We start from the raw sequence: 15,644 nt of genomic DNA on the forward strand, positions 1-15,644 counted from the left end.
GCCGGGTCAGAACAGCTCGACGTCGCTGAGCTGTGCCGATTCCTTGATCACGCCGCTGGCCACCAGGGCCGCGTAGTTGTGGACCTGGTTGCGACCGTGGCCCTTGGCGTGATAGACGGCCTTGTCGGCCCGCTCGAAGGCGTCGGCGGGGCCATCGCCCGGGCGGACCTCGGTGAAACCGATGCTGACCGTGATGCGGCCGACCTGGGGAAAGGCATAGCGCTCGGTGTTCAGCCGCAGGCGCTCGAAGGCCTCGCCGGCGTGGACTTCCTCGTCGCAGCGCATCAGCACGACGAACTCCTCGCCGCCGAAGCGGTAGAGCATGTCGTGGAAGCGGAAGGAGCCGCGCATCAGCCGCGACAGCAGCAGCAGCACCTCGTCGCCGATGAGGTGGCCGAAGCGGTCGTTGACGGTCTTGAAGTGGTCGATGTCGATGACGCCCAGCACATAGTGCTGCACCGCCGTCTCGTGCCGGCGGTCCTCGGCCTCGTGCTGGGTGTCGGGCCGCGTCGGAATGTCCGACAGCACCTTGAGGAAGCTCTCGTCGAAGGTCTTGCGGTTGAGCAGGCCGGTCAGGGTGTCGCGCTCGGAGTAGTCCAGCAGGCCCTGGAAGTTGTGATAGATCCGCAGCACGCTGCTGACCATGCGCTGCGCACCGGTGCCGAGGCGGCGCGTGGACAGGATCTCGATGACGCCGACGACATCGCGGTCGGTGGCAATCGGGAAGAGATACAGCCACTGGCCGCCCTGGGCCACCTGGGTCACGCTGCGGCTGCGCATCGCCTCCAGGCGCAACGGATGGTCGCTCCCCTTCGGCAGGTTCGCCGGCTTGGCCCACAGTGGGTCGGCCGACGCGACGGCATCGCCGGCACGCAGATGGGCCCGCGTCAGCCAGCGTTCCTCGCCGGGCTCGCCGATGCTGCGGTAGATCGCCACGGACTCTGGCTCGAGCAGGTCGCGCAACGCCATGACGAGGGTGACGTCCATGACATCCCGGTCACGAAAACCGGTCAGCTCGGCGAGGTGGTCGACTACCTGTGACATCTCGATGCTCAGGCCGCCAGTGCCTGCTGCGTGTACTGGTGGATCAAGCCCAGCAGCTGTTCCTCGTCATACGGCTTGCCGAGGTAGTGATCGACCCCGAGTTGGGCGGCGTAGTCGCGGTGCTTCTGCGCGATGCGCGAAGTGATCATGATGACGGGCAGCGGGGCCAGGCGCGAATCGGCGCGCATATTGCGTACCAAATCGAAACCATCCATGCGGGGCATTTCGATGTCCGACAGTACCACCGACGGCAGTTCGTCGGCCGACAGCTTCTCCATCGCATCCAGGCCGTCCTTGGCCAGCATGACGCGGAAACCGACACGCTCCAGCAGGCGCTGGGTCACGCGACGCACCGTCAGGGAATCGTCGACCACCATGACCAGCGGCGCCTGGGACAAGGTCTCCACCACCGGGGCGGCGCGCTGCGCCGTCGGGGACTGCGACTGGACGTGGGCCGCCGCCAGGCGCGCCTGGGCGTCGATGCCATACCAGTCCGCCAGCGCCACGACGTTGTAGATCAGCGCGACTTCGCCGGAGGCCAGCAGACTGATACCCGCCAGGCCAGGCACGCGGTTGAGCTGGGCGCCCAGGTTCTTGACGACGACTTCCTGGTTGCCAACGACCTCGTCGACGTGCAGGGCCAGCGCCCCCTGGGCGCTGCGCACCAGCACGACGTGCGTGTGCTTGCCATGCACGTGGCCGCGGCCGGCGTGGCCGAGCAGGCCGCCCAGCCAGTAGAAGGGCATCTCGGCGCCGCCATGCTGCAGCTTGCCGGTGGCATAGGCCGCCTCGACGGCATCGACCGGCACGCGCTGCACCGAGGACATCAGCGCCGCCGGCACGGCGACGACCTGGTCGGCGCTCTTGAGCAGCACGACCTGGGTCAGCGCCGTCGTCAGCGGCAGGCGCAGCAGAAAGCTGGTGCCCTGACCGGCCGTCGACGCGGTCTCGATGCTGCCGCCGAGCGTGCCGACCTCGGCACGCACGACGTCCATGCCGATGCCACGTCCGCTCAGCTCGGTGACCTGGCTGGCCGTCGAGAATCCTGGCGCGAAGATCAGGCGCTTGAGCTGGGCGTCGTCGGGCTCGGCGTCGGCCGAGATCAAGCCGAGCTGCAGGCCGCGCTCGCGGATGCGTTGCAGGTTCAGGCCAGCGCCGTCGTCGGCGAAGTTCAGCAGCACTTCGTTGCCGTGCTGGCTGACTTCGATGCGCAGCGTGCCGACCGGATCCTTGCCGGCCGCCGTGCGCACCTCGGGGGTCTCGATGCCGTGGGCGACGCTGTTGCGCAGCAGGTGCTCGAAGGCACCGGCCGTGCGTTCCAGCACCGAGCGGTCCAGCTCGGTCTGGCCACCGGTGATCTCCAGCTTGACCTGCTTGCCGCTGTCGCGCGCGGCCTGGCGCGCGACACGGTGCATGCGCTCGCCGATGGAGTCGAAATCCACCAGCCGAGTGCGCAGCAAGTCGTCCTGCAGCTCGCGTGTCAGCCGCGACTGCGCGGCCAGCTCGTCTTCGCCGGTCTGGACGTTGCGGCCCAGCGTGCGTTGCAGCGTCGCCACGTCACCGACCGACTCGGCCAGCATGCGGGTCAGTTCCTGGAAGCGGGTGTAGCGGTCGAACTCCAGCGGGTCGAACTCGCGACCGCCCTGCTGCGCCAGCTCCTGCTGGGTGTGCATCTGGGCCTCGGCCTGCAGCTCCAGCTCGCGCAACTGGGCGCGCAGGCGCTCCAGGTTGTCGTCCAGGTCGAGCAGCGCGACCTTCATCTGCGTCAGCTCGGACTCCATCCGCGCGCGGCGGATGCTGACCTCGCCGGCCTGCGTGGCCATGCGCTCCAGCAGGCTGCCGCGCACGCGCACCAGGGCCTGACCGATCGCCAGGTTGTCGCTGCCGGCGGCCACCTCGGCGGTGTCGGTGAAGCGGCTCCAGTCGATCTCGCGGGCGGATTCGACCGGCCTGTCGGCGACGGCGGGCACGGCCGGCTGGGCGGCCACGGCCACTGGCGCGCGCGCCTCGACAGCTGGCGCCTCGGCGACGGGAGCGGGCGGCGGCGCGGCCATGACGACGGGAACGACCGGGGTCACCGGCGAGCCCGCACCCGTCAGGCTGCGACCGAGCGCCTCGAAGGCATGCTCCAGCGCGTCGCCCTCGTGCTGCAAGGCCTGCACCTGCGCGCGGTCCGCGCTGCCGGCGCGCAGCAGCGCTTCGATGGCCGATTCAAGGTGGTGGGCCTGCTCGCCCAGGCGCATGGCACCGGCCAGGCGGGCGCCTCCCTTGAACGTGTGCAGCGCGCGCATGCAGGCGTCGGAGCGACCCAACTCGCCCGGATGGGCCAGCCAGTCGCGCAGCGCACCATGCAGCTGCTCCATGAGGTCGCGGCCTTCTTCCTCGAAGATCGGGTAGAGGTCGGGCTCGATGTTGTCGGGCATGCCCGGCTCGGGCTCGGGCCCCAGGTCAGGCAGTGCGGCAACAGCGGGCGCTGGCACGTGCGCTGGCTCGGCGAGCGGCTCAGGCTGAGGTTCGGGCTCGGCTGCCGCCTCCGGCACGGTGTCGGGCTCGGCCTCGGTTTCAAACAGGGCCCCCGGTTGCGTCAATGTCTCGGCGGGCGCGGCATCGCTGAGGTCGACGACCAGCTCGGGCAGTTGACCCGGCTCGGTGGGCAAGGCGTCCAGGCCACCTGCGCTGGTGTCATGCGAGGCTGGCGCCGGCAGCTCGTCGAGGGACGCAGCCGCAGTGAAAGCCTCTTCCTGCGGCTCGTAGGCGTGCAGGCGAAAGACCAGGTCGGGATCGTTGGGGTTGAGGAAGCCGGCGGCGAACTGGTGCAACAGGCGGCGGATGTCGTCGGCAGCGCGCACGAACAGCTCGGCATCGGCCACCTCGTAGCGCACCGCGCGCTGGGCGCGGCCGAGGGCATGCTCCAGCTCACGAGCCAGGCTGGAAAGCTCCTCATAGCCAACGGTGGCGGCATTGCCGGCCAAGGCATGGGCCTGCACCTCGCAGCTCGATGGCACGGGTTCGCTCAGCTCAGCGGCCCATTCGGCCAGGCCAATGGAGAGCTTGCGCGACAGCTCATCGGCCTCATTCAGGAAGATGTTGAACAGCGCGATGCTGATGCGCAGCGGACCGATGAGCTTGAAACCCTCGTCGGTATCGGCGTCATCGTCCGGTCCGGCTGCGGGCTGCGCCTGGTCGGCGGCGGCCTCGTTGTCGACGACCAGCCGGGGCAGGGCCAGCGTGGATTCCTCGGGCCGGCTGAGCGGCTCGCCCGGGTCGGCAAGGTCGGCCAACGGCTCGACCGGCAGCACGATCTCGGGCTCGTCCAGGTCCAGCGTCAGGCCGAAGTTGGCCAGCGTCTGCTCCTCGTGCGGCGGGGCAGGCAGCGGCGAAGGTTCGGTCGGCGCATGGGTGGCGAAGTCGATGGTCTCGTCGATCGGCAGTTCGGTCGGCGCGAAATCGAGCGTGACGTCGGGCAGGCCGAGAGCCGCGATCTCCTCGGCGGTGGCCGGCTCGCCGAGTTCGAGGACGAAGTCGGGTACCAGCGGCGGCGCCTCGTCCAACGCAAACGGGATCGCGGCTACGACGGGCTCGGCAGCCAGATCGGCCATGGCTTCGGGCGCGTGCTCGAAAGCTTCCGGCTGCGCCGCGCTGTCTGGCGCCGCTGCCATGCCGTCGGCTTCCACGGGCCAGCCCAGGGGCAGGGCTTGACCATGCAGGCGCAGGGAATCGGCACTGCGGCGCACCGGGTCGGGCAGGCTGTGGCCGGCCTCGGTGCCAGCGATCTGGCCGCGCCAATGATCAAAGTAGTCCAGCGCCTGGGTAGTGAAATCGAGCAGCGCCGCGTCTGCCAGCGGCGAGGCCTCGGACAGGCGCGCGTTGTAGAGCTGCTCACAGGCCCAGGCGGCTTCGCCGAAGGGGTCCAGGCCGACCATGCGGGCGCTGCCCTTGAGCGTGTGGAAGGCGCGGCGGACGATGGTCAGCTGGCCGTGCTCGGCCGGCTGCTCGCGCAGTGCGGCCAGCGCGGCGCGCGCGTTGGCGATGACCTCGTCGGCCTCCTCCAGGAAGATCTCGCGCATCTCCGGGTCGTCCGCGACGCTGGGCGCCGCAGGCGCCTGTGCTGAGACGGACGCCGGAACGGGCGCGGGCTGGGACAGATCCACGTCGGGCAGGCTGAGGTCGGGCAGGTCCAGGCTGCCGAAGTCGATGCGCAGGGGTTGCGTCTTGTCCATCGCGGGAGCGACTTCAGGCTCCAGGTCGACATGGAAGCCGCTGGCCTCGAAGTCAGGCAGCTCGACGGCGCCTTCGCGACGACCCATGACGGCGTCCAGGCGGCCGCTGGCCTCGTCGAACTGGAACATGCGCTTGGCCAGCTGCGGCTGCACGCTGAGCATGTCGATGAGGAAGCCGAGAGCGCCGAGGTTGTTGGCCAGGCGCTCGAAGACGCCGCGGGCGCCGGCGCGCTCGAAATCGATCTCGGTGCTGGCCAGGCTGTCGACCTCGTCGCGCATGCGCACGGTGGCCTGGGCGGCCTGGTCCAGGCCGAGCACGCTGAGCACGCCACGCATGGCCTGCAACTGGCCGGGCACGGGGATCAGCAGCTCACGCCGGGCCGGATCGCGGAAGTATTCGTCGCACTGCTTCTCGACTTCGGACAGGCTGGCGCGGAGCTCGTGCACGACGCTGCCCAGGGTCTGGCGGTCGGAGACGCGGCGGTACAGGTCCTCCATCCAGTCTTCCAGCGGCTCGGCCGGCTGACCGTGGGCGACGGCCTCGACGCGACGCGCCAGGCGGCGCACGCGGTCGGCCTGCTCGGGCTGGTCGAAGGCGGCGTCTTCGAGCGCGGCCTCGACATAAAGCAGGCTGGTGGCGACTTCCATCGCCAGCGCTGGCGCAGGCGTGCTGCGCGAACGCAGCGTGGCCACGACGGCGCGTTGCAAGGTCTGGGCCAGCACCTCGCCACTGGGGAACAGGCGGGTCAGCGAATCGGCCAGCGCAGCGAACTGTTCGTCCAGGCCGGTCAGGCGGTGCTGGTCGCCTTCGGCGGCGCTGGACCAGCTTTCCTTGGCGGCGATGACGCGGCGCTTGGCCTGGGTGACCCAGGCGGGGTCGATGCGGCCCAGGCTGTCGTCTTCGTAGTCGCCGACCTGCTCTTCGCTCAGGCGATAGGCCTCGTGCACGGCCGTCAGGCGCGGGCCGGCGCCCCGGGTGACGCGGCATTGGGCGCAGAAGAACAGCAGGTCCTGGGCGAGGCGCTCCCGCTGCGGGTCGGCCTGATCGCCCTGTTCGACGACGCGCAGCTCATGCAGCAGCTTCGAACCCAGTCGCTTGGTGTAGCCGTCACTGGGAATCAGCCTCAGCGCCTGACCTTCAAAGACCGCGGCGGCCAGCTGCCACAGCGTGCGCGAGCTGCCAGCAGGCAGCGTGGCGGCGAGGCCGGCGCACAGGCCGGACAGATTGGCCGCATGCGCGGAACTGGGCTCGCGCATATGACGCAGCAGCGCCGATTCGAAGGGCGCCCGCACGGCCTCGGCCGGGCGTGGCTGCACGCCGGTCTCGGGCGCAATGCTGCGCCAGGCCCAGTCGTACTGCCAGAGGTCGGCCGGATGGATGCGCTCAGCACCATTGAGCTGCTGCAGCGCGCGATAGCTGGGATAGAGGGCCAGCGAGGAGGTCTTGTTGCCGGCCAGCAGCCGGGCGACATAGGCAAGCAGCGCAAAGTCGGCGCGTTCGATGGTCTCGACGGTGCTGAGCTCGACCTCGAGCGGCCGCTCGGCCAGCCGGGCAACGGCCGCCTCGGCAGCCCGCAGCACCGTGGCGCCAGCCGGCAGGCCGACCAGGGACAGCACGCCGCTGACCTGGTGCAGCTGAGCAGCCGCCTGCTGCAGCGGCAGGCTGGGCTGGGCATCGCCGCCAAAGGCCGACAGCCGGTTGTCACTGCCTTCGCGCACCAGGCGGCGCAGGGTCTTGTGCACCGACTCCAGGGAGCGGCGCAGTTCCTCCTGCACCCAGGCCAGTGGGCTCAGGTCGGCCGGGAGTTCGGAGTCTCGCAGGGCGCTGTCCATATCAGTGATTCACGGCGCCGCGCGCCACCCCAACGGCTGAAGTGCGGGTATTGCGGGCCGGACGATGTGCCTGCGGTTCGATACCGCAGGCATCGCCGTCCCCCAGGGGGACCGGCTGGGCTTGCCCGCGTCCAGCGCGGCAAGACTGGGCGAGGGGCTCCATGTCAGGCGACCTTGAATCGGGACACGGACGTGCGCAGCGCCTCGGCCGAGCGGGACAGCTCATGCACCATCTGGGCGGTGGAGCGCGTGCCCTCGGACGTCTGCTCCGTCACCGCGAAGATGTGCTGGATGTTGGAGGCCACCTCGTTGGCGGACGCGGCTTCCTGCTGGGCCTGTGACGAGATCTTGCCGATCAGCTCGTCGAGCTGGCGAGACACGCTGTCGATGTCTTCCAGCGCCTTGCCGGCCGCGTCGGACAGTTGCGTGCCTTCCACCACACCGCGCGTCGAGCGCTCCATGGCGGCGACGGCGTCGTGGGTGTCGGTCTGAATGGTCTTGACCAGCGCGGCAATCCGGCGCGTCGCATCGCCCGAGCGTTCGGCCAGGCGCTGCACTTCTTCGGCAACGACCGAGAAGCCACGGCCTGCTTCACCGGCGGACGCGGCCTGGATGGCGGCGTTCAAGGCCAGCACGTTGGTCTGCTCGGTAATGTCGGAGATCAGCTCGGTGATCTCGCCGATTTCCTGAGACGACTCGCCCAGGCGCTTGATGCGCTTGGACGTCTCCTGGATGGAGTCGCGGATGGCGTTCATGCCGGCGATGTTGTTCTGCATCGCGGACAGGCCCTGCTCGGCAGCCTGACGGCTCTGGCGCGCCACCTCGGCCGTTGTCTGCGCCTGCACGGACACGTCGGTGATTCGACTCGCCATGCCGAGTACGGCCTCGCCGGTCGCGCGGATCTCGTGCAGTTGCTCCTTGGACGCGGCCAGCAGGTCGGTCGACGTCTGGTCGACCGCGCCGGTGGTGTCGGTCACGCGGGCCGCCGTGGCCTGCACCTGGCCCACGAGGTTGCGCAACTCCTCCACGGTGTAGTTCACCGAGTCGGCAATCGCGCCCGTGATGTCTTCCGTCACCGTCGCCTGCTGCGTCAGGTCACCTTCAGCGACGCTGGCCAGCTCGTTCATCAAACGCAAAATGGCGGCCTGGTTGGCATCGTTGACGCGCTTGGCTTCCTGCTCCTGCGCCTCGGCCTCGCGGCGCTGGGCATCGGCAAGCGCAGCGCGCTCGGACTGGTCGGCGACATACAGGCGCAGGAAGCCGTATAAACCACCGACCAGGGCGATCAGCGAGAGCGCCATCAGCAGACCCAGGCCAAACCCCGCACCGCCGGACTTCTCCAGCTCCGCCGCGGCCTGCTCCAGGCCTTTGCGCAGCGGTTCGGAGTCGTTGAGGATGGCCGTCTGCGCTTCACGCGCCGACACCAGGCCTTGCAGGTTGCCCAGAATGGCGGAGGCCTGGGTACGGGTCTGCTCATACTGCGTCAGCAGGGTTTGCAGGCGTTCCTTCAGCTGCGGGTCCCGCGCAGCGTTCAGACGCAGCTCGGGGCTGCCGCTGATCAGCGCTTCGGTGATCAGCTTGAAGGAGTTCAAGTCCTTGCCCAGCAGGAACACCGCCTCGGGGCTGACGCCTTCCTGGGTCAGGAACTCGTTGGCGCTCTTGCCGATACGCTGGGTCAGCATGACGAGCTGACCGACCGCGGAAACCTCGCCCGCCGAAGAACCGATCTGCAGGGCTTGAGATGACACGGCCTCGGCGCTTTCCAGCAAGTCGCTGGACTGGCGGTTGATGGCGCGCAGCGCCGTGCCGACCTGGGTCAGGATCTTTTCCTGCGCCTGCACGACCTTGCCGTTCTTCTCGGCGCGCTCGACCAGGGGCGTCAGCGCTTGCAGCGTCGGCAGCACGGCGGCCGGCGCGATCGCCAGCTCACCTTCGCCGGTGCGCAGGTTGTTGACGACGCCACTGAGCGTACCGACCGACTCGCGCAGTTCAGCGAACGCGGCGGGGTTTCCCACCAGCGCGGCGGAGACGGATTTGGCCATGCGCTGCGAATGCATCAGCGCCTGGCCGGTCGCGCGCACCTGCGCGGCGCTGCGGTTGGAACTGACCAGCACCATGCTGACCGAGACGGCGGTGCCGATCAGGCCGGCGACGACGAGGGCCGTCAGCACGCGCTGGCGGTGACGGCCGAACAGGTCACCCAGCTTCTCGGCGCCCGTGGCTGGCAGAGGCGGCAACATCGTCGGGTCGGCGGCCTGCGTCGTCGCCGCGAAATTCATCGTCGTGCTGGGAGGGAACTCGCTGTTCGGACCCGGCTCGGTCGGCACGGCCGGCGAGATGATGGAGGGCGCCTCCGTACGCGCGTATGCCTCGCTGCGCGTAGGCAGGTCAACGCCGGCAAGCGTGGAGTCCATGTTGCGGGGTGCGTCGAAGCCGACACCGCTGCGCGAATCGATGGTCGTGTCGACAGCCTCCGGTGCTGCCAACGGCAGCTCATCGGCTTCGGACTTTCCCCTGATCTTGTCCAGCAGGCTCATCTCACCCTCGTCCTTCAGTGTTTGTGATGTCCACGTTTGCACGCGGCTTGAAGTTTGAAACCGAAGCGTCCATCACGCGACGATGTGCAGGAAGTTCTCCTGCCGCGCCAACGCTTCGAGATTGATTTCCTGCCAGCTGCGGCCGGCTTCGTCGCGGCGCAAGGCGCCAGCAAAACGAGGCAGCGGCCCGGCCGGCTGCTGGGTCGCCAGCGGCAATTGCTCGTCGCTGCGCAGGCCGGCAAGCCGGTCGACCAACAGCGCACAGTTCAGATTCAGGTCGCTGCCCAGCGACACCAGGCGGCTCTGCGCGGCGACGCCGCGGTTCGGTGAGGGCTCGCGCAGGCCCAGGTAGACGGCGAGGTCGACGACCGTGAACAGGCCGCCGCGCAGGTTGGCCACGCCGGCCAGCCAGGGCTTGGCATAGGGCACCGGCTTGATCGGCACGGGCGCGAAGATCTCGCTGGCCTGCTTCAACGAAAACAGCAGGCCGACGCCCGCGCACTCCACAGCCAGCCAGTTCGCGATGAGCGTCTGCTCACGCGCAGCCTGCATGCGCTCGGCCAGGCGCTGCTGGAGTTCGCGGAGGGCGGTCTTGTTGGCCATGCGGATGCCTTCAGCCGAGGGCTTTGATCTTGGCGAGGAGTTCTTCGGCCTTGACGGGCTTGACGACGTAGTCGCTCGCGCCCTGGCGCATGCCCCAGACCTTGTCGGTCTCCTGGCCCTTGCTCGTGCACATGATGATGGGCACGCCGGCATAGCGCTCGTCGCGCGTGATGGCGCGGGTCAGCTGGAAACCGTTCTGCCCGGGCATGACCACGTCCATCAGGATCAGGTCGGGCTTGGCCTCGGCCAGGCGCTTCATCGCCTCTTCGGCGTTCTCGGCGGTGCGGACGTCGAAGCCGCGCTTGACCAGCATTTCCGACAGCGCATGCAGTTCGGTCTTGGAATCGTCAACCAGCAGGATGTTATGGATGCTCATGGCAGTTCTCTCTAGGTACGTGCTTCCTGGCGGCGGTGCTGCAGCACCGCCTGGAGCAGCTGGTCCTTGGTGAATGGCTTGGTCAGGTAGTCCTGCGAGCCCACCATGCGCCCGCGCGCCTTGTCGAACAGGCCATCCTTTGACGACAGCATGATCACCGGCACTCCCGAGAACTCCGGGTTGCGCTTGATGATGGCGCAGGTCTGGTAGCCGTCCAGGCGGGGCATCAGGATGTCGCAGAACACGAGGTCGGGATGGAAGTCGCCCAACTTGGCCAAAGCGTCGAAGCCGTCCTCGGCCAAAGCCACTTCATGGCCGCCCTGCTTCAGGAAAATCTCCGCGCTGCGACGGATGGTGTTGCTGTCGTCGATGACCAGGATACGCGTGGGTCCTGCACCGGAAACTTGATCGTTCAAACGTCGTCTCCTCGGAACTTCAGCTCGGGGCCGGGCCCTTTCGGCCCCCTGTGAGGCTTGTGAGGCCGAGTCAGATGCGCACCATCTCGAAATCCTCTTTGCGCGCACCGCAGTCGGGGCAGGTCCAGTTCATGTCGACATCGGCCCAGGCGGTGCCCGGCGCGATGCCGTGCTCCGGATCGCCTGCCGCTTCGTCATAGATCCATCCGCAGATCAGGCACATCCAGGTACTGGGTTCGCTCACGGTGCTTAGAGTTTGCTCACTACAATCGAACCATTCTAGCCAGGGCCCGAGAGCGCAATGCTGAGGGCAAACGCCTGTGCCCGAAGCCTCAGACGCGCCCTTTTAGCGGCAGACTCCACGCTTTGCGGCCGCTCTTAGGCCGCGCCCGCGACGACCTCCCCATGAGCCCAACACCCCCCCTACCCGCCGACCCCGTGGACGATGAATCCGAACAGGAAAGCCCGCCGCCGGCTTGCGTGCTGAGCTTCAACGCCAGCGACGCCTCCGGCGCCGGCGGCCTGGCCGGTGACATCGCCACCATCGCGGCGATGGGCGCGCACTGTCTGCCCGTCGTCACTGCGGTGGTGCTGCGCGACACGGCCGAGGTCTTCGAGCACGAGAACCTCGACGCCGACACCGTTGCCGAGCAGGCCCGCCACATCCTCGAGGACGTGCCCATCACGGCCTGGAAGGTCGGCTTCCTCGGCAATGCCGAGGCCGTCAGCGCCGTCGCCGAGGTGCTCAGCGACTACCCGGACGTGCCGCTGGTCACCTATTTGCCCTCGGTCGCCTGGATCGACGAAGACGAGCAGCAGCAATACCTGGACGCGCTGCGCGAGCTGGTGCTGCCGCAGACCGCGGTGCTGGTGGGCAACCACAAGACGATGACCGACTTTCTGCTGCCGGACTGGGACAACGAACGGGCGCCGTCGGCGCGCGAGCTGGCTGTCGCGGCCGCCCAGGCGGGTGCCCAGCATGTGTTGGTGACCGGCATGCAGCTGCCCAACCAGTACGTGGACAACGTGCTGGCCAACGCGCAGGGGCCCATCACCGGCGAGAAATTCGAGCGCTTCGAGACCGCCTTCGTGGGGGCCGGCGACACGCTGTCGGCGGCGCTGGCGGCCTTGCTGTCGGTCGGGGCCGAACTGCATTCCGCCGTCAGCGAGGCGCTGTCCTTCCTGGACCAGTCGCTCGACGCGGGCTTCCGGCCGGGCATGGGCAATGTCATCCCCGACCGCTTCTTCTGGGCCCTGCCCGGAGCGGACGAGGAAGGTGGCGAGCCCCCCGACTTCGAGCCCGACCCCGAGCCCGAGACGCCGCCCAAAACGCCGCGGCGCATGCACTGATCTCCTGATTCCCTCCTCATGGCCAGCAATTCCGAGCTTTTCGAACGCGCCGCGCGCGTCATCCCCGGCGGCGTCAACTCGCCCGTGCGCGCCTTCCGCGCCGTCGGTGGCACGCCCCGCTTCATCGCCCGCGGCGAAGGCGCCTATATCTATGACGCGGAAGGCAAGCGTTATGTCGACTACATCGGCTCCTGGGGGCCGATGATCCTCGGCCACGGCCACCCAGCCGTGCTGGAGGCGGTGGCCCAGGCCGCCACCGAAGGCTTCTCCTTCGGCGCGCCAACCGTGCGCGAGATCGAGCTGGCCGAGGAGATCCTGAAGCTAGTGCCCAGCATGGACCAGGTGCGCCTGGTCAGCTCGGGCACCGAGGCGACGATGAGCGCCATCCGTCTGGCGCGTGGCGCCACCGGCCGGGCCAAGTTCATCAAGTTCGAGGGCTGCTACCACGGCCACACCGACGCGCTGCTCGTGAAGGCCGGCTCGGGACTCGCGACCTTTGGTCACCCCACCAGCGCGGGCGTCACGCCGGGCGCCGCAGCCGACACCGTCGTCCTTGAGTACAACAACGTCGAGCAGCTCGAAGCAGCGTTCACGCAGCACGGCGACGAGCTCGCCTGCGTGATCGTCGAGCCGATTGCCGGCAACATGAACTTCGTGCGCGCCTCCCTGGCCTTCATGAGCGCCATGCGCCGGCTTTGCACGGCGCATGGCGCTCTGCTGGTGCTGGACGAAGTGATGACCGGGTTCCGCGTCGGCCTGGGTGGCGCACAGGCGCACTACGCACGGCTCATCCCGGGCTTTGCGCCGGACATCTCCGTCTTCGGCAAGGTCATCGGCGGTGGCATGCCGCTGGCCGCCTTCGGTGCCCGGCGCGAGGTCATGCAACACCTGGCCCCGCTGGGTGGTGTCTACCAGGCCGGCACGCTGTCGGGCAACCCGGTGGCCACGGCCTGCGGGCTGGCGACGCTGCGCGAGATTCAGAAGCCCGGGTTCTTCGACGCGCTGTCGGCCCGGACCCGCCAGCTCGTCGACGGCCTCGGCGCGGTCGCCGCCGAGAACGGCGTGCCCTTCAGCACGGACAGCGAAGGCGGCATGTTCGGCTTCTTCCTGATGCCCGAATTGCCGCAGAACTACACCACGGTGATGACCACGGACAAGGCGCGCTTCAACGGCTTCTTCCACGCGATGCTGGACGCCGGCATCTATCTGGCGCCAGCCCTTTACGAGGCGGGCTTCGTGTCGGCGGCCCACAGCCAGGCCGATATCGACGCCACGCTCGCGGCGGCGCGCACGGCCCTGCGCTGATCCTTCGCGCCCCCGGCGCCACTGACATGCATCTCCACATCCTCGGCATCTGCGGCACCTTCATGGGCGGCCTGGCGGCACTCGCGCGCGAAGCCGGGCACCAGGTCACCGGCTGCGATGTCAACGTCTACCCGCCGATGAGCACCCAGCTCGAAGCCCTTGGCATCGAGCTCATCACCGGCTTCGGCGCCGAGCAGCTGGCCCTCAAGCCCGACGTTTTCGTCATCGGCAACGTCGTCACGCGCGGCGAGCGCTTCCCGCTGATGGAGGCCATCCTCGACGCCGGCCGGCCCTACACGTCCGGCCCGCAATGGCTGGCCGAGCATGTCCTGCAGGGCCGCCACACGCTGGCCGTGGCCGGCACGCATGGCAAGACGTCGACGACCTCCATGCTGGCCTGGATCCTCGAGCACGCGGGCCTCAAGCCCGGCTTCCTGGTCGGCGGCGTGCCGCAGAACTTTGGCGTGTCGGCGCGCCTCGGCAGTGGGTCGGCCTTCGTGATCGAGGCCGACGAATACGACACCGCCTTCTTCGACAAGCGCAGCAAGTTCGTCCACTACCGGCCGCGCACGGCCGTGCTGAACAACCTCGAGCACGACCACGCCGACATCTTCCCGGACCTGGCGGCCATCGAGACCCAGTTCCACCATCTCGTGCGCACCGTGCCGGCCAGCGGGCGGCTGGTCGTCAACGCCCGCGAGGAGGCGCTGCAGCGTGTCATCGCGCGCGGCTGCTGGAGCGAGGTGCTGCGCTTCGGCGCCAAGAAGGAAGAAGCCGGCATGCTGCGCGCCCGCGGCGAGCCGCAGGCCTTCGACGTGCTGCGCGGCAGCCTGAAGGTCGCGCGGGTCGAGTGGAACCTGATCGGCGAGCACAACCAGCTCAATGCGTTGGCGGCGATTGCCGCTGCCGAGCATGTCGGCGTGTCGCCCGAGCAGTCGGCCGCGGCATTGGCCGAATTCCAGAATGTGCGCCGTCGCATGGAACTGCGTGGTGAAGCGGGCGGCATCAGGGTCTACGACGACTTCGCCCACCACCCGACGGCTATGCGCACGACCGTCAACGGGCTGCGCCGCCGCATCGCGCCGGCCGAGCGCATCCTGGCCATCTTCGAGCCGCGCTCCAACACCATGAAGCTCGGCACGATGAAGGCCCAGCTGCCCTGGGCGCTGGAAGAGGCGGACCTGGCCTTTTGCAATCAGCAGGGCCTGAGCTGGGATGCCAAGGAAGCGCTGGCGCCGATGGGTGCCCAGGCGTTCGTCGGCGCCGACGTCGATGTGCTGGTTGCTGCCATCGTCAAGGTCGCCAAGCCCGGCGACCATCTGCTGTGCATGAGCAACGGTGGCTTCGACGGCATCCACGAAAAGCTGCTGGCCGCCCTGGCCCATTAGTCACTGTTCACTTCCCGTACAGCACCATCTGAGTGCATCGGAACAAGGCGAGCGTCTTGCCCGTGTCCTGGTGGGTGACAACCGCATCCCAGACCTGCGTCGTGCGGCCCAGGTGCACGGCCTTGGCCACGCAGGCCAAGGTGCCGTCACGCGCGGTGCCGAGATGGTTGGACTTCAGCTCGATGGTGGTGAAGCCGACCGCGCCCTCGGGCAGGTTGGCCGGGCAGCCATAGCCCGCACAGGTGTCAGCCAGCGTCACGATGCTGCCGGCGTGAAGGTAGCCGTTCGGCGCCATCAGTTCCTGGCGCACGGGGAGCTCGGCCTGCACCTCGGCATCTGCCGCGCCGACGATGACGATGCCCAGATAGCCCGGCAGGTGAGCCGCGCCGAGCTTGTTGAAATCTTTCATTGGATTCGCCTCCAGCGAGCCGTCTAACGAATAGCGTTTATCCGCCGCCCAGGCGAGCTTGGAAGAAGTCTTGGCATAGCAGCGGCGGATAAACCTGTTGGACTGAACCGCCGGCCCGATGGTGGCGGCAGCGGCGGCGACAAGGGGAATGTAAGTTTCAAAT

General features: G+C 68.6%; 11 protein-coding genes. 3 read left to right on the forward strand and 8 right to left on the reverse strand.

Features of this window, described 5'->3' with window-relative positions; genetic code table 11:
• Positions 1 to 6 precede the first annotated feature (6 nt).
• The 7 genes from ACT6S0_RS09615 to ACT6S0_RS09645 all read right to left on the reverse strand — a co-directional run bounded on the left by ACT6S0_RS09615 (position 7) and on the right by ACT6S0_RS09645 (position 11,252).
• Entirely contained in the window at positions 7 to 1,044 is a 1,038-nt protein-coding gene (locus ACT6S0_RS09615; RefSeq protein WP_444763682.1) for a GGDEF domain-containing protein, read from the reverse strand.
• Between the two features lie 8 nt (positions 1,045 to 1,052).
• The gene (locus ACT6S0_RS09620) at positions 1,053 to 7,097 is read right to left on the reverse strand and encodes an Hpt domain-containing protein (protein ID WP_444763683.1); all 6,045 of its coding nucleotides are present in this window, start codon (positions 7,095 to 7,097) and stop codon (positions 1,053 to 1,055) included.
• 164 nt (positions 7,098 to 7,261) lie between these two features.
• Positions 7,262 to 9,634: a methyl-accepting chemotaxis protein gene (locus ACT6S0_RS09625; RefSeq protein ID WP_444763684.1), complete on the reverse strand. Its 2,373-nt coding sequence runs from the start codon at positions 9,632 to 9,634 to the stop codon at positions 7,262 to 7,264.
• 72 nt (positions 9,635 to 9,706) lie between these two features.
• Positions 9,707 to 10,237, reverse strand: a complete 531-nt coding sequence (locus ACT6S0_RS09630; RefSeq protein WP_444763685.1) for a chemotaxis protein CheW — start codon at positions 10,235 to 10,237, stop codon at positions 9,707 to 9,709.
• Positions 10,238 to 10,247: 10 nt separating this feature from the next.
• Positions 10,248 to 10,613, reverse strand: a complete 366-nt coding sequence (locus ACT6S0_RS09635) for a response regulator transcription factor (RefSeq protein ID WP_056263022.1) — start codon at positions 10,611 to 10,613, stop codon at positions 10,248 to 10,250.
• Positions 10,614 to 10,624: 11 nt separating this feature from the next.
• Positions 10,625 to 11,029 (reverse strand): response regulator, encoded by a 405-nt coding sequence (locus tag ACT6S0_RS09640; protein ID WP_056263019.1) that lies wholly within the window; start codon positions 11,027 to 11,029, stop codon positions 10,625 to 10,627.
• 70 nt (positions 11,030 to 11,099) lie between these two features.
• Entirely contained in the window at positions 11,100 to 11,252 is a 153-nt protein-coding gene (locus ACT6S0_RS09645; protein WP_056199756.1) for a rubredoxin, read from the reverse strand.
• Positions 11,253 to 11,434: 182 nt separating this feature from the next.
• Here ACT6S0_RS09645 and thiD point away from each other — a divergent pair, with 182 nt between their 5' ends.
• From thiD to mpl, 3 genes are read left to right on the forward strand one after another with little or no spacing between them, the layout of a single operon-like run.
• On the forward strand, positions 11,435 to 12,379 hold the full coding sequence (gene thiD, locus ACT6S0_RS09650; protein WP_444763686.1) for a bifunctional hydroxymethylpyrimidine kinase/phosphomethylpyrimidine kinase: 945 nt from the start codon (positions 11,435 to 11,437) through the stop codon (positions 12,377 to 12,379).
• 18 nt (positions 12,380 to 12,397) lie between these two features.
• Positions 12,398 to 13,684, forward strand: coding sequence for a glutamate-1-semialdehyde 2,1-aminomutase (gene hemL / locus ACT6S0_RS09655; RefSeq protein ID WP_444763687.1), 1,287 nt, complete (start codon positions 12,398 to 12,400; stop codon positions 13,682 to 13,684).
• A gap of 26 nt (positions 13,685 to 13,710) precedes the next feature.
• A complete protein-coding gene (gene mpl / locus ACT6S0_RS09660; RefSeq protein WP_444763688.1) occupies positions 13,711 to 15,072 on the forward strand; it encodes a UDP-N-acetylmuramate:L-alanyl-gamma-D-glutamyl-meso-diaminopimelate ligase in 1,362 nt (453 codons plus the stop codon).
• Positions 15,073 to 15,079: 7 nt separating this feature from the next.
• On the opposite strand, the gene ACT6S0_RS09665 is transcribed toward mpl, so the two are convergent.
• Positions 15,080 to 15,481, reverse strand: coding sequence for a PaaI family thioesterase (locus ACT6S0_RS09665; protein WP_444763690.1), 402 nt, complete (start codon positions 15,479 to 15,481; stop codon positions 15,080 to 15,082).
• Positions 15,482 to 15,644: the final 163 nt, after the last annotated feature.

It is taken from the genome of Roseateles sp. (assembly GCF_052436255.1).
Classification (GTDB): domain Bacteria; phylum Pseudomonadota; class Gammaproteobacteria; order Burkholderiales; family Burkholderiaceae_C; genus Pelomonas.